The organism is Pontivivens insulae, assembly GCF_900302495.1.
GTDB lineage: Bacteria > Pseudomonadota > Alphaproteobacteria > Rhodobacterales > Rhodobacteraceae > Pontivivens > Pontivivens insulae.
Genome location: NZ_OMKW01000001.1, coordinates 575,495 through 592,789, shown reverse-complemented (window position 1 = coordinate 592,789; position 17,295 = coordinate 575,495). Strand labels below are relative to the sequence as shown.

General features: G+C 60.3%; 17 protein-coding genes. 3 read left to right on the top strand and 14 right to left on the bottom strand.

Features of this window, described 5'->3' with window-relative positions:
* Window positions 1-8: 8 nt before the first annotated feature.
* The 3 genes from POI8812_RS02865 to POI8812_RS02855 form a co-directional block, all read right to left on the bottom strand.
* On the bottom strand, window positions 9-515 hold the full coding sequence (locus tag POI8812_RS02865) for a TRAP transporter small permease (RefSeq protein ID WP_108781004.1): 507 nt from the start codon (window positions 513-515) through the stop codon (window positions 9-11).
* A 105-nt stretch (window positions 516-620) separates the two neighbouring features.
* Window positions 621-1,772: a TRAP transporter substrate-binding protein gene (locus POI8812_RS02860; protein ID WP_108781003.1), complete on the bottom strand. Its 1,152-nt coding sequence runs from the start codon at window positions 1,770-1,772 to the stop codon at window positions 621-623.
* 31 nt (window positions 1,773-1,803) lie between these two features.
* A complete protein-coding gene (locus tag POI8812_RS02855) occupies window positions 1,804-2,016 on the bottom strand; it encodes a hypothetical protein (protein WP_245895228.1) in 213 nt (70 codons plus the stop codon).
* A 132-nt stretch (window positions 2,017-2,148) separates the two neighbouring features.
* Here POI8812_RS02855 and POI8812_RS02850 point away from each other — a divergent pair, with 132 nt between their 5' ends.
* Window positions 2,149-3,156, top strand: a complete 1,008-nt coding sequence (locus tag POI8812_RS02850; RefSeq protein ID WP_245895226.1) for a LacI family DNA-binding transcriptional regulator — start codon at window positions 2,149-2,151, stop codon at window positions 3,154-3,156.
* Here the strand turns inward: POI8812_RS02850 and POI8812_RS02845 are convergent, their stop codons facing one another.
* The 10 genes from POI8812_RS02845 to urtA all read right to left on the bottom strand — a co-directional run bounded on the left by POI8812_RS02845 (window position 3,157) and on the right by urtA (window position 14,042).
* Window positions 3,157-3,930: a hydroxypyruvate isomerase family protein gene (locus POI8812_RS02845; RefSeq protein WP_108781001.1), complete on the bottom strand. Its 774-nt coding sequence runs from the start codon at window positions 3,928-3,930 to the stop codon at window positions 3,157-3,159.
* 1 nt (window position 3,931) lies between these two features.
* Window positions 3,932-4,879: a sensor histidine kinase gene (locus POI8812_RS02840; RefSeq protein WP_108781000.1), complete on the bottom strand. Its 948-nt coding sequence runs from the start codon at window positions 4,877-4,879 to the stop codon at window positions 3,932-3,934.
* Entirely contained in the window at window positions 4,876-5,553 is a 678-nt protein-coding gene (locus POI8812_RS02835) for a response regulator transcription factor (protein ID WP_108780999.1), read from the bottom strand. Before POI8812_RS02835 ends, POI8812_RS02840 begins: the two co-directional genes overlap by 4 nt.
* Complete coding sequence (locus POI8812_RS02830; RefSeq protein ID WP_108780998.1) at window positions 5,528-7,060, bottom strand: DUF4153 domain-containing protein; 1,533 nt, start codon at window positions 7,058-7,060, stop codon at window positions 5,528-5,530. Before POI8812_RS02830 ends, POI8812_RS02835 begins: the two co-directional genes overlap by 26 nt.
* Window positions 7,061-7,119: 59 nt before the next feature.
* The gene (locus tag POI8812_RS02825; RefSeq protein WP_108780997.1) at window positions 7,120-8,070 is read right to left on the bottom strand and encodes a YihY/virulence factor BrkB family protein; all 951 of its coding nucleotides are present in this window, start codon (window positions 8,068-8,070) and stop codon (window positions 7,120-7,122) included.
* 59 nt (window positions 8,071-8,129) lie between these two features.
* A complete protein-coding gene (urtE, locus tag POI8812_RS02820; protein WP_108780996.1) occupies window positions 8,130-8,834 on the bottom strand; it encodes an urea ABC transporter ATP-binding subunit UrtE in 705 nt (234 codons plus the stop codon).
* Between the two features lie 2 nt (window positions 8,835-8,836).
* Window positions 8,837-9,577 carry an urea ABC transporter ATP-binding protein UrtD gene (gene urtD / locus POI8812_RS02815; protein ID WP_108780995.1) on the bottom strand — a complete coding sequence of 247 codons (741 nt, stop codon included), beginning with the start codon at window positions 9,575-9,577 and terminating at the stop codon, window positions 8,837-8,839.
* The gene (urtC, locus tag POI8812_RS02810) at window positions 9,574-10,737 is read right to left on the bottom strand and encodes an urea ABC transporter permease subunit UrtC (protein ID WP_108780994.1); all 1,164 of its coding nucleotides are present in this window, start codon (window positions 10,735-10,737) and stop codon (window positions 9,574-9,576) included. The genes urtD and urtC overlap by 4 nt, the downstream gene beginning before the upstream one ends.
* Window positions 10,738-10,740: 3 nt before the next feature.
* The gene (gene urtB / locus POI8812_RS02805) at window positions 10,741-12,705 is read right to left on the bottom strand and encodes an urea ABC transporter permease subunit UrtB (protein WP_428842184.1); all 1,965 of its coding nucleotides are present in this window, start codon (window positions 12,703-12,705) and stop codon (window positions 10,741-10,743) included.
* 74 nt (window positions 12,706-12,779) lie between these two features.
* Window positions 12,780-14,042, bottom strand: coding sequence for an urea ABC transporter substrate-binding protein (urtA, locus tag POI8812_RS02800; RefSeq protein ID WP_108780993.1), 1,263 nt, complete (start codon window positions 14,040-14,042; stop codon window positions 12,780-12,782).
* 90 nt (window positions 14,043-14,132) lie between these two features.
* On the opposite strand from urtA, the gene POI8812_RS02795 reads away from it, so the two are divergent.
* Complete coding sequence (locus POI8812_RS02795) at window positions 14,133-15,035, top strand: LysR family transcriptional regulator (protein ID WP_306438836.1); 903 nt, start codon at window positions 14,133-14,135, stop codon at window positions 15,033-15,035.
* A 177-nt stretch (window positions 15,036-15,212) separates the two neighbouring features.
* Window positions 15,213-15,977, top strand: coding sequence for a SapC family protein (locus POI8812_RS02790; protein ID WP_108780991.1), 765 nt, complete (start codon window positions 15,213-15,215; stop codon window positions 15,975-15,977).
* Here POI8812_RS02790 and POI8812_RS02785 read toward each other — a convergent pair.
* A complete protein-coding gene (locus POI8812_RS02785; RefSeq protein WP_108780990.1) occupies window positions 15,974-17,254 on the bottom strand; it encodes a cytosine deaminase in 1,281 nt (426 codons plus the stop codon). The genes POI8812_RS02790 and POI8812_RS02785 overlap by 4 nt on opposite strands.
* Window positions 17,255-17,295 lie beyond the last annotated feature (41 nt).

Here is a 17,295-nt window from a genome sequence, read left to right as displayed (position 1 = left end):
GCCTCCCCTCAATCGAACAGTTTTGCGCCTTCGTAGACGGGGGTGCCGTCACGAAAGTCTTTGAGGTCGCGCAGAAGCGACTGCACGAGGCGGAAGATCATGAGGGTAAAGCCGATGGGCACAGCCATCAGGAACCACACCTTATCGACGCGAAGGCCGTGGGTGACGGACCCGAATTCCCAGGACACGCCAACTTTCTCGAAACTCAGCCAGAGCGAGAACACCGCGATGATCAGCATCACGAGATCCCCGAAGATATAGAGGAGCGATTTCACCCGTGGCGGCACGTAGTTGAAGATCACGTCGATACGGATGTGAGCCCGCTCTTTCACTGCGGCGGCCGCCCCAATCCAGGCGAGATAGATAAAGGAATAGCGCACGATCTCCTCACCCCAGATGGAGGAGTATGAGAAGATTTCGCGCCGCAGCACCTCTACGGCCATTGTGACAACGAGCATGGTGTAGAACACCAATAGTGCCCATTTCTCCGCATTGCGGTCTATTGCGCCCAGCATGACAGCTCCGATCGGCCGCGTTCGGCCATCTGGTGAGTTTCGTCGGGATTTTTTGGAATGTGCCGGGCGGGGAGGGAAAAAGAAAACCCGCCCGGCTGACGCGGATTAGGCGTCGTGCACGTAGTAGCGACCCATTGTGCCGGCCGCTTCGACGAGGCTCTCGAACGCATCCATGGAGCCTGCAAGCTCCATCTTGAAGCTGTCCCACTCGGAGCGCTGATAGCCACCTGCGGCTTCCCACTCGGCCAGCTGATCGTCGCTGAGCGTGTGGAACTCGACACCGGCCTTGGACAGCTCGGACATGGCATAGGCGCGGGCCGCCGGAACCTTGGCGAGGTTCTGCTGGGCCGTGATCTCGGACGCGAAGTCGATCCCGTCCTGAACGTCCTGCGGCATGGAGTTGAACCACTCCAAGTTGCAGGAATAGACTTGAGAATCCGGCACTGCGCGCGTGAAGGTCACGTGGCTGAGCATATCCTTGAAGCCGAACACGTAGAGCGCGCCAACCGACGGATCGAGCGCATCTGCAACGCCCTGCTGGATCGCGGACGGCGTCTCACCCCATGCAACGGGCGTCGGGTTCGCGCCAACCATGCGGTAGTACTGCTGAAGCATCGCGGAGCCTGGGACGCGGAATTTCACGCCGTCCAGATCGCCCGGTGTCAGCACGGGGCCCGGGCCACCAGCGCGCACGGCGACCACACGGGGGTCGATGTTGACATAGAAGAGCGGCTTGAACCCACGCTCGTTCACCTGCGGGTGCACCGTCTCTTTCCAGTAGTCGGAGTTGACGAGATTGGTGAAACGCTGGTTGGAACCGCAGAGATACGGCATGTTGATCAGATCGACGACGGGCGCAAATGGCGCGAAGTTCGACAGGGAGTGCTGCGCGGCCTGGATGGTGCCGGACTGCACCTTGGAGGCCAGTTCACCACCGGCACCCAGCTGACCCGCGGGTGCGAGCTGGACGTAGACCTTACCGTTCGTCGCGTTCTGCACGTTCTCTTTGAAGTCGAGCTGCATGATCGGGTAGGAGCGGCTCGCACCCAGAACATAAGCGGTTGCGACAACCATTGTGTGCTCGGCTGCTTCCTGACGCTCCCGCTCTTCATTCGCGGTCTGCGCGGCTGCGGCATCAGACCACAGCGTACCTGCTGCACCGGCGACGAGCGCGGCGGTGAAACCACCTGTGCTGGCCAGTTTCAGGAAATTGCGACGCTCAGCGGACGCGACCGTCTCTTCTGGTTTGCGGCTCATGATGTATCCTCCCATGGATAATGATTTGCGGCTATTTGATGCCGTCTGGATTCTCTGATTTTGCTTTTGCCTCGCGCAGCAGGACGCCCATCACAAAGAACAGGGCCGACGCGAAGAGCGTCAGCATTTCCTGCACATCCGTAAGGAAGACCTGCCCGTCCGCAGCGCCGATGGCCACGTTCCCGAAAAAGATCGAGAAGAGCGCAAGCGCGATGAGCAGAGGGATAATTCCTGATCTGAACATGCGCATGACCTCCTGCGGCAAATGATCGTTAATTCTTGTAAGCGCTTACATTTATCATTGCAAGCGCTTACATGTACGCAAAGCTTGAATTGTTGCTATGGTCCTGACAAATGGGCAAAAAACGAGGAACATGTGTCGAAGAATCCGACCATTGCGGATGTTGCCCGTGAAGCGGGGGTTTCCACAGCGACCGTGTCCCGGACGTTGAACGACCCTGACCGCGTCAAGGAGCCCACACGCGTCGCTGTACAGGACGCGGTCAACAAACTTGGTTACACCCCGCATTTCGGCGGGCGGATCCTCGCCTCGAACCGCACAAATACGGTCGGGGCCGTTATCCCGACAATGGAGAATGCGGTCTTTGCACACGGCCTGCAAACCTTGCAGGCCAGTCTTGCCGATATGGGGATCACCTTGCTGGTCGCGACATCGAGCTATGATCGCGAGCATGAGGAGCATCAGATCCGCACCCTGCTAGCACGCGGCGTCGACGGGCTTGCGCTGATCGGGGCGGAGCGGAGTGCGGAGATTTACGCCCTGCTTGACCGCCGCGAAGTCCCCTATGTTTTGATGTGGACGGGCGGCAAGGCCGACGGCCACTTTACCGTCGGGTTCGATAATGACGCCGCCGCGCGGCAAGTCGTCGATAAGGTTGTCGCGGCAGGACACACAAAGATCGCTATGATCGCGGGTACGACCGAAGGCAATGACCGGGCGGCGGAGCGGGTGGCAGGCGTGCGCGCCGCCTTGGCCGAGCGGGGTCTGCCCGCCCCGACCATTGTCGAAGTTCCATACCAGATTGAGGAGGGAGAGCGGGCCGCTGCCGCCTTCCTCAGCGCAGCAGAGCGGCCCACCGTGCTGATCTGCGGCAACGATGTTCTGGCCGCTGGCGCCCTGCGGGCAGCCCGGACCCATGGCGTTAACGTGCCGGACCAGATTTCTATTGTGGGATTTGACGATATCGACCTCGCCCGTGTGGTTGAGCCGCCGCTGACGACGGTGCGGGTGCCGCATCGACGTATGGGAACCTCGGCCGCACAACATCTGGTCGAGTGGATGCGGACGGGCGTGAAGCCAGCAAGTATTTTATATCGCACCGATTTCATCGAGCGCGCCTCGCTAGGCCGGCCGCCAAAGTGATCAGCCAGCCGGCGCGGACCAAAGCGTGTCCATCCAGCCCAGACTTGCACATGTGTCGCCGCCCTCGGGGCGGTATTCCGCGCCGAGGGGCAGGTCATAGCCATGTCGCGTCAGCTCTTCGAAAATGAAGCTGTAGTTCAGTTCCCCTTGATCGGGCCGTCCGCGTGAAGGAGCACCCGCGATCTGGATGTGACCGATGATCGGCAGCAATCGCGCCAGGCGGCGCGACACGTCACCCTCCATGATCTGGACGTGGTAGCAGTCGAACATCAGTCGCAAGTTAGGGTGACCGACCTCTGCGATGATGGCTTCCGCCTGCTCTGTCGTGCTGAGAAAATACCCAGGCGCATCGAAATGGTTCAGCGGCTCAATCAGGATCAGGTGGTCACCGGCATTGTCGCAGGCATAGGTGAGATTTTCGATGAAGGTGCCCCGGGCGTTCGGCCCCGCGGCAAATCCGGCCATTATGTGAACCGCACGTGTTCCGGTGGCAGCGGCATAGGTTAGCGCTTGATCAATACTCGCGCGCGCCTGTTCGACGTGATCAGGCAAGGCGCAAACGCCATTCTCGCCAGCGGCGACATCGCCACGGGACGTGTTGAGACCCAGCATCCGCAATCCGGTCGCGCCAAGGGCAGCGCGCACGTCATCGGCTAAGGTCGCGTAGGGCCAGTGGCACTCAACCGCCGCAAAACCCGCATTGGCGGCAGCGTGGATCGCTTCGGGCAGGGGCAGTTCGGTCCACAGAAATCCCAGATTGGCGGAGAATTTCATGTCAAAGCCTTTCGAAGTGCAGGCGGAAGCAAGCCCCGGACGTGCTGCAGACAAGCTCCAACTCACAACCATGGGCCAGCGCAACGTTTCTGGCAATTGAGAGGCCCATCCCCGTGCCGCCACTGTCGCGTTTGCTCGTGAAGAATGGCTCAAAAATGCGGTCTGCATGTCCGTCTGAGATGCCAGGGCCATCATCGCAGAGCGTAACTGACGCCAGTGTTGCAAGAACTGTGACGCGCGTGGCCCCGTGTTCACCGGCGTTGCGTGACAGCTGGTGCAGGATAATCGTGAGTGCCTCAACCGGGATCGGGAGGGTCAGATCGCGTCCTTCTTCAACGACTGTCAGGTCGGGGTGCATCGCTGGAAGGTCAACGTCCCTAAGGGTGGATGTTCCCTCAAACCGCGTGGCACGGGCGCGGGCGGCTTCGGTCAATGCTGTCAGTTGATCCTCGATCTGTCCGCGCGCACCGTCAATCTGCTGCAAGAGCGCGCGATCCGATGAGGTCAGGTCGGCATCGTCCAGCAACTCCACAGCCGCGCGGATGGCCGTCACCGGCGTGCGCAGCTCATGTGTAACGTGCTGAGTGTAGCTGCGCACCGTCGCCTCCCCATCTTGCAGGCTTCGCGCCATCGCCAGGACGGCCTGGCCGGTATGGTGCAGCTCTTGCGTGCCAAAGCGGACGGGTGGGGCTACATCCTGCCCCCGTTGAACGCCAATCGCATAATGTTCGAGCGCCTGCATCGGACGCATGAGAAGCCGCGCAAAGAGCCAGGCGAGCACCATCGTAGCCGCCGCGATCCCTGCCATCACGATGGCTGCGGCCAGACGAAACCCGATCTCTGGCCCCAGATAACGAAAGAGGATCAAGCCAAGGAATGTCACGGCAAGCGATCCGCCAAGTGCCCCCATCAGGACCAGAACCAGCGGCGGCCGCCAACGGCGCGTCATGCTTGCCCCGACCGCAGGCGCAATCCGACACCATGCACGGTTTCCAGCATCTCCGGCACGCCTGCATCGGCCAGCTTTAGCCGCAGGTTTCGCAGGTGGCTGTCCAGCGTGCGATCAGAGACGAGTGAGCGCGGTCCCCAATGCCCCGCGACCAGTTGAGCGCGGCTGCACAATTGGCCAGGGTTTTCCATCAGCTGACCAAGCAGCGCAAACTCTGTTCCGGTCAGCGCGACCGGCGCACCGTCGACATGTACGGAATGACGGGCACGGTCGATGCGCAAAGGACCGAACACATCTGCCGCAGCAGTAGCGGACGGCTGGGACCGTCGCAGGATCGTGCGAATGCGTGCGACGAGTTCGCGGGGGCTGAATGGCTTTGTCACATAATCGTCCGCGCCAAGCTCCAACCCCAGAACGCGATCAATCTCCTCATCCCGTGCTGTCAGGAAGAGGATCGGCACATCAGCCCGGCCGCGAATGCGGCGGAACACCTCGAAGCCGTCCAGCTCTGGCAAGCCGATATCGAGGACGATCAGATCCGGTGAAACCTGTTCCGCCTGAATCAGAGCCGTCGCGCCGTCGCCAGCCGTGCTCACATCGAAACCAGCCCTGTCCGATGCGATCGAGACAAGCTCTCGCAGCCGGGGATCATCGTCCACGATCAGGATTTTCATCACGGAGCTCCCCTTGTTCGACGGCCGCGATTGTGCTGATGACGCGGGCTTTGCGAAAGCCCCAATTCCGCCAATCCGAGATGAACGGCCCGTAGTCCGCGCATCGATAGGCGTGGTTTGCATATTCCTCACGAAGCGAGGAGTTTTGTGCAAGGGCCAGCTCTATCGCGCCACGTGCCGTGTTTGGCAGATTGCAGGTGTAGTACCAGTCAATGCTCCCGCCACGGGTCAGGTTCTGATGCGCGATGAGTGCTGCGAAATTGACGAAACAACAGAGATAGAGTGTACCGCCCCCCAGCGCGATGAAGCGCATCGTAAGCCAGCGGTTGGGACATTGACGCCAGACCTGCCAGGCGATCAGACCGAGCCCGATCATGACCAGCACCATCCAGATGACGGCGCGCACGCGCAGGTAAGTCAGACCGTATGCATCCATGTAGAGGTCCAGACGCAAAAGCGCCGATGCGCACAGGGCTGCATTTTGCGCAAGCCACAGCATCATCAGCGCGACCAGTCCGCGCCGCTCACGCAGGTAGGGTCGGGCCAGAAGCGCAAAGCCACCTGCAAGAAGTGCCGTCGCCAGTAGCGGATAGGCCCCGCGATGCGCGTAGGTGGCATAGGTCATCCCCTCGGGCAATTGCGCCCCGCCCAGAAAGATCCCCAGATCGAGCAGCGTCTGGAGGCCAATCAGGACGTTGAATGCGATCAACGCGCGGAAGACGGACAATGCGTTCACCCCGAAGGATGGCACATTCCAGTCTCGTAAGTTTTCTTTGGGGTTAACTGCTGCCTGAGCGGGCTGAAGCAGAGGCCAGCACAACAGGCCGATTCCTACCCACAGAAAAACCCGCGAGATCGGGAATTCGAATTCCGGCTGCCATGTCAGATAGGATTGCAGCAGCGGGTTGGCGTCAAAGATCAGCGCTCCAAAGACAAGGCAGCCGCCAATGGGCACGGCCCACCCTTGCAGAAAGCGAATGACATAGCCCCGATCCATTGTTTCCGCCAAAGGACGGGACGTGACGCAGGCGCGGCTTGCGTCCCTAACGGCACCGATTGGAACCGAAGCGAGCAAGCGCAGGCTGCTGCGCGCAAGGCTAGCCTCTCGCGGTATGTGGGCCACGATCAACGCGGTCAGCGTTGCCGCGATCAGGATCGACACCGACAAGAACTGTGCATACTCGATGACCGGAAGCGCACCCAGGGTCAGGGTGCCCAGGGCGGCGGGCAAACGCTCTCGCCGGACCGGGCTGACGAGAGCGGCCACTCCGAAAACAACATACGCGAAGATCGCCTGCGACAAGGCCGGGAATGTCTTCCAAAACAGAATGTCCCCCGCCGCAATGATAAGTAGGATGGCGAGTGCAAGCCATCGGCGCCGCTCACCTGCTTCGCGGCGATGCTCGGGCTCGGCCGCGGTCCGCTCAGCTTCCGGCGTACTGGTCAGCCAGAACCCATCCAGCGCCAAGCGTGTAGGTATTCCGGGGATGATCGGGATCTGCTGCATTGGTGTCTCCTGCCTTTTTGTTAGGTCAGGAGTGGGCCGAAAACGGGATGAGAGACCGCTCAGGATCCGTGCAGAAATTCCGCAGATTGCTCAGAATCTTCAGAACCCAGCGGATCATCGGCCAGCTTGAGGGTCTTGGAGAAAAGCGGCTGACGTTCGATTTCGAAGTTCAGAAGCGCTCCGAACAGGACAACGAATGAGCTGACAAAGAACCACATCATCAGTGCCGCGACCGCACCGATCGATCCATAGACTTCGTTATAGTTCCCAAAATTCTTGAGGTAGTAGCTGAACAGGATGGACGCGAGCAGCCAAAGCAATCCGGCCACCAGCCCCCCGAAGCTGAGCAAGGGAATGCGATTGCCACGGCGATTTGGCCCATAGCGATAGAGAATGCCAATGGCGATCATCATGGCGCAAAGACCGATCAGATAGGTGAGCGCCCGGGCGAATGTCTCGGTCCCACCGCCCAAAGGCAGGAATTGCAGGGCAATGGGAACGGCGATGACGACCAGTGCTGTGAAGATCACCACCCCGATTATCGTAATCGTCAACAGGATGGCTGTCATCGTGTGCCGAAGAAAGCTGCGCTTCCCAACATCCGAGAAGACCAGCGTAAGGCCCTGTAGCAACGCGTTCGATCCCGCCCGCGCGGCCCACAGGATCAACGCAATGGAAATCAGCCCAGCAACCCCGAAATCAGCCTGCGGCGTTTGCAGGGCACGATGGACCTGACCATAGACCAGCTCATAGGCACTGGGCGGCATCACCGCTTCGAGCTGCCCCGCCTGCCGCACCAATTCGGACGGATCACTGAAATAGGCGTAAGAGGATATGAGCAGCGTGATCGTGGGAAAGATGGAAAGGGTCGCGAAAAACGCCATACCACCGGCGGCGAGGAACAGATTTCGTTCGCCCACCCCGGTCACCACTCGGATCGCCGTGCGCCACCAGTCCAGCCAACTGAACACCAGAAGCGGACGCAGCATATGAGTTGTCTTGCGGCTCATGCCGTCATCATGCGGGCGGGTGGTCGAAGGTCAACCAGACAGAGGTTAACGCCCCATGCTTACGCTGCCGCAGAGGTCAGCATAGCGGAGAGACGATCCAAGCTGACTTCGTTCTTACGGCCAGAAAGCTCAACTTCCCCGCGACGCATCACGACGATGCTGTCGGCCAGCTCATATGCGAATTTCAGATATTGCTCGACCAGTATAATGGCCATGTCGCCCTGATCGCGCAGATAGGCAATGACCCGCCCGATCTGCTGGATGATGTTGGGCTGAATGCCTTCTGTCGGTTCATCGAGCAGCAGCAGTTTCGGCTTCATCACCAGTGCCCGGCCAATGGCGAGCTGCTGTTGCTGCCCGCCGGATAGGTCACCACCGCGCCGATCCTGCATTTCCTTCAGTACGGGAAACAGCTCGTAAATCTCATCGGGCATCGCCCGTTCGCCCTTTGGCAGGCACGCAAGGCCGGTTTCAAGGTTCTCACGCACGGTCAGAAGCGGGAAGATCATCCGGCCTTGCGGCACATAGCCAACGCCACGACGGGCAAGATCATGAGGTCGAAGGGCTGGCAGCTGCTCCCCATCCAGTGACATCTCCCCACCGGACCGTGGATGCGTGCCGGAGATGGCCTTGAGCAGACTGGTTTTCCCGACACCGTTGGTGCCCATCACACAGGTGACTTCGCCCTTCTCGGCCGACAGGGAAATCCCGTTCAGGATGCGGCTACCGCCATAGTGGAGTGTCAAATCGCGGGTTTCGAGCATCTTCAGCGTCCCAGATATACGTCGATGACACGCTGATCGGCGGTCACGTGGTCGAGCGTGCCTTCGGCAAGGACGGAGCCCTCATGCAGCACGGTCACTTTGCAATCGAGGCGGCGGACGAACTCCATATCATGCTCGACGACAACGACGGCACGGGTCTTGGCCGCTTCCTTGAGCAGGTCGGTCGTGTGGTCCCGTTCTTCCTTAGTCATGCCAGCGGCAGGTTCATCGACGAGGAGCAGGCGCGGCTCCTGCGCCAGCAACATGCCAATCTCCAGCCACTGTTTCTGCCCGTGGCTGATTGTACCGGCAATCGTGTCGAGATGGTCGGAGAGGCCGATCTCTCCGGCCAATTCCTCGATGCGGTCGCGATCTGCCTTGGTTGGGCGATCCAGCAAGACTGCCAGTGGGCCGCGATCCTTGCGCAGGGCGACTTGCAAATTGTCGTAGACGGTCTGCTCTTCGAAAACCGTTGGGCGCTGGAACTTGCGGCCGATGCCAGCCTGTACGATCTGAGCCTCGGACTTGCGCAGCAGGCTTTCGTTCTTCTCCCCCCAGATCACTTGCCCCTCATCGGGCCGGGTCTTGCCGGTGACGATGTCCATGAAGGTCGTCTTGCCCGCGCCGTTCGGGCCGATGATCGCCCGCATCTCAGGCTCACCGATGGCAAAGGAGAGGTTGTTGATCGCACGGTAGCCGTCAAAGGTGACGGAGACGCCCGAGACTTCGAGAAGCGTGCTCATGCGTCTTTCCTCCGCGACATCAGGTCAATCAAACCGCCAAGGCCCTTGGGCGCATAGAGCGTGACCAGCACGAAGCCCAGGCCGAGCAGCACCGTCCACCAATCGACCCACTGGATCGTGTAGCCGCCCAGCGGAATGTCCGGCGCGCGGCCCCCAGTGAACCACGTGGAGGCGAGTGAGACGACCGCAGCGCCGATCACCGCCCCATAGAGCCGTCCGCGCCCGCCAATGGCGACCCAAACCGCGAGGTAGATGGAGGCGATTGGCGCAAGTTCATCAGGATTGATGATGCCCGCCTGCGGGTAGTAAAGCGCGCCTGCAATGCCCGCGATCACGGCGGACAGGACAAAGATGAAGAGCTTGAAGCCCTCCACCGGGTAGCCAAGGAACCGTACACGCGGCTCATCATCCCGGATGCCACGGACGACCTTGCCGAACTTGCCCGAAACGACCCACGCGCACAGCAGATACCCCAGTCCCAGCGCCAGTGCGCTGGCCCAGAGGAACCAGACGGACGTGAGCGCTTGCGGCGCTTCGACCCCCGGCAGGTTTTGCAAACCGGACAGGCCGTTGTTGCCGCGCAGCCCCGTGTCGTTCTGGAAGAGGTAAAGCGACAATGCCAACGTCATCGCCTGCGTCAGGATCGAGAGGTAGACCCCCGTGACCCGGCTGCGGAACGCCAGCCAGCCGAAGACAAAGGCGAGCAGGCCCGGCGCGAGTACGACCAGCGCCAGTTGCAGGAACAGGCTGTCCGAGAACGCCCACATCCAGGGGAAGCTGTCCCCCCCAACCACGCCGAAAATTTGCACGGCGATAGCATCGTTCAGCTCAACGGCAGTCGGCGGTATGGGCTGTGCAGCTTGCGCCGCAGCAATCGTATCGGCGGTCCGCGCATACATCAGCCACATCCCGATCATGTAACCGCCAAGCGCGAAGAAGGCGAAATGCCCAAGGCTGAGGATCCCGCAATAGCCCCAGACAAGATCCATGGCGAGGGCGATCAGGCACAGGCAAAGCGTCATGCCCAGCGTCTTGACCAGAGAGGTCGAGATGGCCCCTGTCCCGTACCCTTCGCTCATCACGGTAATGGCGAGGGTGATGGCCGCGAGGATCATCAGGAAAACAGGGACAGAGCGATTTTCAGCGAAGAGCTTACCCATGGCTCAATCCCCCGCCGCGCGGCCCTTGAGGGCGATGATGCCCCTGGGCCGGAACTGAATGAACAGGATCACGAAGAGGATCATGTAGGTTTGCGCGGCCAATGTGTTGGACGGGTTCAGCCACTCGATCCCCTTTTGCAGGAAGCCGATCAGCGAGGCTCCGGCCAACGTGCCGAAAATGTTGCCCACGCCCCCGACCACGACAGTCATAAAGCTTTGCACGATATAGTTGGTGCCAAGTTCCGGCGTGACCTGTGCAAACAGACCGATGGCCACACCAGCGATCCCGGCAATGCCAGAGCCGAGGCCGAAGGTCAGCATGTTGATGCGATCGGGATTGATGCCCATGGAAGATGCCATGGCCGGGTTCTGTGTAACGGCGCGAACCTCCAGCCCCAACCGTGTGCGGTTTAGGATGAGCCAGAGCAAGACGAAGAACACGAGACCCAGCGCGAATATCGCGATGCGGATATAGCTGATCGACACAACATCGTTGAAATCGAGTGACCCGGCCAGCCAGTCGGGCGGGGTCAGCGGGCGCGCCTGCGCACCAAAGACCTGCCGTACGATCTGTTGCAAGGCAATGGAGATTCCAAAGGTCGCAAGAAGCGTCTCTAGCGGACGGTGATAGAGCTTGCGGATCACCAACCGCTCCATCCCTACACCAGCGCCGAAAGTCACGACAAAGGCAAGCGGCAGCGCGATGACCAGAGCAATCGTATAATCCGGGACGATGGCTTGGACGAGGTAGCCGGTATAGGCGCCCATCATGATGAATTCGCCATGGGCCATATTGATGACGCCCATCACGCCGAAAGTGATGGCCAGCCCAATGGCCGCAAGGAAATAGATCGAAACGAGGCTCAACCCGTCGAGCGACAGATCAACGATCTCAAGCGCGCCAACCCGCGTGTTGATCCCTGCGAGAGTCTCGGATGCGGCATCGGTCACGGCCTTCGAGGGCTCACGGTATTGATCGAAAAAGACGTGGGAGGCGAGGGCTGCATCCACTTGCGCCTCTGTCACGAGCGGCGGCAGCGTTCCTTCTGCTGCAAGGGCTGCATAGGCTTCGAACCGGGCCGCGTCCGTGTCGAGAAGACGAACGGGGACACCTCCGACCATGTCATCCACAATATGATCCGTCAGGATCGCGCGAAGATCAGAGGTGGCGGTGAAGGCAGGTGCCAGATCAGCCTCTACCAACATCTGATAGGCTTCCATCCGGGGCAGGTCGCCGGTCCCAGGCTGCAGCACTTCGGCGATGTTGGTATCCTCTGGCAGTGCTTCCGCGACAGCGCGTCGGGTTGCGAGCAATGGGTTGAGCGTGGCGCGCGCAGCCACATCAATGCGGCCCCCAAGACCCTCAATCGCCGCGACCCGCTCCCCATCATCCTCGGCATAGGCGATTGTCAGGGACGTCAGAACATTCTGAGCGGTCGCAAGGACGTCGGGGTCCTGTTCTGCGGCAATCATCGCGCGAAGCAGAGGAAGCTGGCTTTCATCGGGGGAACGGTCGATGGCATCGAGGGCGGCCAGACGCGTCTGCGCATCGGGTGAAGACAGCTGGAACTGGACAAGGGCAGCACCAATCAGGTTTTGAACCCCACGGTTGGGGCGAAGATGTTCGACCTCGCGCTTGCCGGCCGTTCCCAGAACGTCTCCGGTTTCGATATCGAGAAGGGTATAGGGATCCGCGTCCTCATCCTGCACCAGCACAAAGGCACCATCTGGGGCGACGTAGACCTCGCGCGCTTGCCAGCTTTCGAGGAAAGCGGGGATACCTTCCTGGCCACTCGCAACAAGCGCATCCAGTGCGCCCTGCACCGTGCGACGGGAGGCGTCGACAATCAGTTCGCGATTTTCATCAAGCACAGTTTGAAGCGAGGGCCCGGTCTGGGCGGTCGCAGCTCCCCCGACTGCCAGCGCTGCGACCAGCGCGAGCCGGGTGAGGATATCTATGATTTTCAAGGTCTTACCGCCCGTTTTCAGTCAGCATGACGGCGGCCGGGAGGGGCCGCCGTCTTTTTTCATGTCAGATCAGATTAGTAGTTGGATTCGATCTGAACGCAGGTCTCGGTCTCGGTGTTGTACATGCCGCACTCCAGACCCGGCCAGTCGGAGACAAGAACCGCACTCTCTTCGAGGTAGTCGGTCCATGCGTCGCCTTCGACCTCAGCCGTCTGGGAGATGATGTCGAACTGACCGTCCGCCTGGATCTCACCGATCAGGACCGGCTTGGCGAGGTGGTGGTTCGGCAGCATCACGGCAGTACCACCGGTCAGGTTGGTGACTTCCTGGCCGTACATCGCAGCGCGCACGGCATCGACATCAGTGGTGCCAGCCGCTTCGACGGCCTGCACCCACATGTTGAAGCCGATATAGTGCGCTTCCATCGGATCGTTGGTCACACGCTCGGGTCCGGCAAACTCGTGCCATGCTTCGATGAAGGCTTCGTTTTCCGGTGTGTCGGCGGACTGGAAGTAGTTCCACGCCGCGAGGTGGCCGACAAGGTTCGTGGTGTCGAGGCCGGACAGCTCTTCCTCACCAACGGAGAAAGCGACGACAGGGATGTCATCGGCGGAGACGCCGGAGGCAGCAAGCTCGGAATAGAAGCCCACGTTTGCATCGCCGTTGATCGTGGAGATCACGCCAACCTGGTTGCCGCTCTCGCCCAACGCAACGACATCCGCAACGATCGAGGACCAGTCAGAGTGGCCGAACGGGGTATAGTTTACGAAGATGTTTTCCTGCGGGATGCCCGCGTCAAGCAAGTATTGCTCGAGGATACGGTTCGTCGTGCGCGGGTAAACGTAATCGGTGCCGAGCAGCGCGAAGGTCTCAACGCCCAGTTCCTCAAGGAAATAGTCTACAGCCGGGATCGCCTGCTGGTTGGGTGCGGCACCGGTGTAGAAGACATTGCGGGAGCTTTCCTCACCCTCGTACTGCACGGGGTAGAACATCAGGCCGTTAAGCTCTTCGATGACCGGCAGCACGGATTTGCGGGACACGGAGGTCCATGCACCGAAGATCACGTCAACTTCGTGCACCGTCAGCAGTTCGCGCGCACGCTCGGCAAAAAGCGGCCAGTCGGATGCCGGATCGACGACAACAGGCACAATCTCTTCACCCAGAAGCCCGCCCGCTGCGTTCTGCTGTTCGATCAGCATCAGCATCGTGTCGCGCAGGGTGGTCTCAGAAATCGCCATGGTTCCGGAGAGGGAGTGAAGGACGCCGACCTTGATTTCGGCAGATACGCTCGTGGCACACAACGCGGTAAGGGCACTCGTGAGGAGAAGTTTTTTCATGTTTTTGATCCGTCTGGGGTGCGATGCGGAGATACATCCGGGCTGGGATCATGCGGATAAAGGTGTTGCTGTCTGCATCAAAGTTTGCGCATGTGTGGTGCAATAATTGCACCACCAAATTTTGAGACCGATATGCGCCATTTGCGGATCTACAGGGCCATTGTCATGGTTGCCAAAGCCGGTTCAATCCGGGCGGCGGCAGAACATCTGGCGGTGTCGCCGTCCGCTCTGAACCGAGCGATACAGGGTTTTGAAGCTGAGCTGGGCATCGAGATCTTCGAGCGGCTGCCAAGCGGGGTGCGGCTTTCGGTTGTGGGAGAGTTGATTTACGGCCCGATCACCGACCACCTCGCCCAGATCGATGACTTCAAGCTTAGCCTTGCGGAAATGCAAGGGGGTGGCGCAGGCCAGTTCTCCATCGCGGTCTCGCAGGACGTACAGCACTCCATCCTTGCCCCAGCGCTTGAACACTTCCGCGACGCAATGCCCCACGTTTCCCTGACAGTCGAACAATATCAGGGACCTGCGAGCCTGCTGGATCGGCGCAATGACGTCGCCGTTGTCAGTACACCGGAGATCGTGGACGGGCTCGCCGTTGCCTGTGCGGCGACCTATCCCGTGACAGCACGGCTTCACCCCGATCATGAGAATTGCGGTGGGCACTTGCATTGGGGCGATGTCGAAACGCTTTCCATTGCGCTGCCTCCACCTGCCACAGGGGTTCATATGGCCGTGGAAGGAGCGCTGCGGAAGCATCGCGTCGCGGCCAGGCATTTGACATCCTGCCCTGACGGATTGCTTCCCCCGCGGCTCAACCCTGTTGCCGAGGTGCAGTTCGGGTTAGGTCAGGCGGGATCAAATGTGGGGACCGAGCAATTGCGGATCAGCCCGGTTCAGGTCTCTGTCCTCTACCGTGCCAGCGCACGGCCCACGACGCTGACACAGCGTTTCGTGACGCTGATCCAGCGACAATTTGACGAGGACAGCCTTTAGAGGTTTGAGGGTGTTGAAACTATCGCAGGCAAATGAGTCCGCGGTCAGAGATATCTGGCGGCTTCCGTCATCCGCGCCATTTCATGAGCGATACTGCCCGCTCCGGCCTTTCGCCACGAGATCGGATGCGCCATAGTTTCGCAATCCTCGGCACACGACCTAGAAGAGAGACCAAATATGGCAAAGCAGATGCTGATCTACGAGAATGCGGTTCCGATCTCCTCCGAACGGCACCGTGATCTCTCAGTTGAGACCGGCAAGGATTGGTCCTTTGCGCGCGAGCTGAATTCAGTGCCGTTGCTGGCCGCTGAATTTGCTCCGGCCGCTGGTCAGCATGTCATCGTATTCGCGGGCGAAGGGGATCAGGTTTTCCCCGTCATCATCCTTGGCGCGCGCCCCGGCCTGAACGCCCATATCGGTGAAAAGGGTGAGTGGCTGACGGACTATGTTCCAGCATTCCTGCGGCGTTATCCTTTTGTCTTCTCATCCAATGCGACACCGGAGGATGACAAGCTGACACTCTGCATCGACATGAGCTTTTCAGGTGTGAACACCGATGGACGCGGAGAGCGGCTGTTCGACAGCCAGGGGGAGCGGACGGAGTATTTGGGCCGCATGCTGACCTTCTCTAACGGGTTTCAGGCGCAGTTCGAACGCACCAAGGCCATGACCCATCGCTTGCGTGAACTTGAGCTTCTCGAAGAGTCACGGGCGGAGTTCCACGCCGGCGCGAATTCAGAGGCGGCGCAGGCAACCATGGGCGGGTTCATGACGGTCAATCGCGACAAGCTGCGCAAACTGCCAGGCGATGTGCTGGAAGAGTTGAACCGCACCGATGCGCTGGAATTGTGCCATTTGCATCTGCACTCTCTGTCCAATCTTCCACGGATGTCCCAGCGATTGGAGGCGGCCTTCGCAGCCGAAGAGCAGACCACCCACTAGTCGGCAACATCCATCAGGTCATCCAGCGCAGAATAATCCGGAAGCCCCTCTGCAACCGGACGCCCCGCGCGGATGACCAGACGATCAGATTGGGGTCGCGACAGGAATTCCGACCAATCCCGCGCGGAGAACAGAATGAAATCGGCTTTTTGGCCGGGCAGAAAGCCTGTTGGCTCAAACGACGCCATCTCTGTCGGGAGTGTGGTGAAGCTAAGTGGCCACTCCCCGTCGCCAAGGTCGAGATGTGCAAGGCGCGCGGACGCGCGCATGATCTCGACCATGTCCAGATCGCCATGTGGGTTAAACGGATCGCGTGTGTTGTCAGAGGCGAAGGCCACGGGAATGCCCATTGCCTGCATCTCATGCACCAATGTAATGCCTCGCCATCGTGGCGTGCGGCCCGGCATATGATCCTGAAGATAGGCGTTGGCCAGCGGCAAGCAGACGACACCGATCCCGGCCTCTGCCACACGCTCTAAAGTAGCTTGGGCAACCTCTTCTGATTGGGTGGCGAGCGAGCAGCAATGGCCTACGGTAACAGCGCCCTCGAACCCGGTCCGCAGGACGGCCTCTGCGATGTGGCGCAGACAGTCAGATTGAGGATTGTCCGTCTCGTCCGCATGGAAATCAACGGCGAGATCATGCTGGCGGGCTAGGGACAGAAACGCATCAAGCTGTTCGGGCAATTCTGGTGATGGCAGCGCCAGCGCACCCAATACGCCACCGGCATGGGCGACCATATCTGCGGTCAGTCGAAACGGACCAGTGGGATCGGTCGCCTCCAACGGCAAAAGCGTTGCTGCCTGAAGTGTGATCCGATCCGCCCATTCTTCGCGCAGTTCCAGAAACAAGGGCCAAACACGGCTTGCATGTTCCGGGCGGCTGTCGAGATGGGTTCGGATCGCTCGGGTGCCATGCACGAACGCAGACTCAAGCGCGAAGTTCATCCGCCGCCAGAGATCAATATGCGTCCAGTTGTCCCGATCCTGAGCCGTCGCGCGCATTGCGCCTGACAAGGTTCCGTGAGGATTGGACGCACGTGGCAGGATATGGCCCTTGTCGAGATGGGTGTGAATATCTGCAAAGGCGGGCAGGACAATTGCGCCCTTCATATCAAACGTAACCGCCCCCGGGCGGGCCACGATGTGCTCGCCCTCTACCGTAATGTTGAGATCTGCCAGATCACCGGGCTTTCCGATGAGAGCGGCCGGCACGCGCAGATTGGCCAGAGTATACGGACCATCAGTCGGAAGCTCTTTGGCAGTGGGAAACGTCATCGGGTACGTCCGTAGAAAGGGGCAACTTACTCTACGTCAAA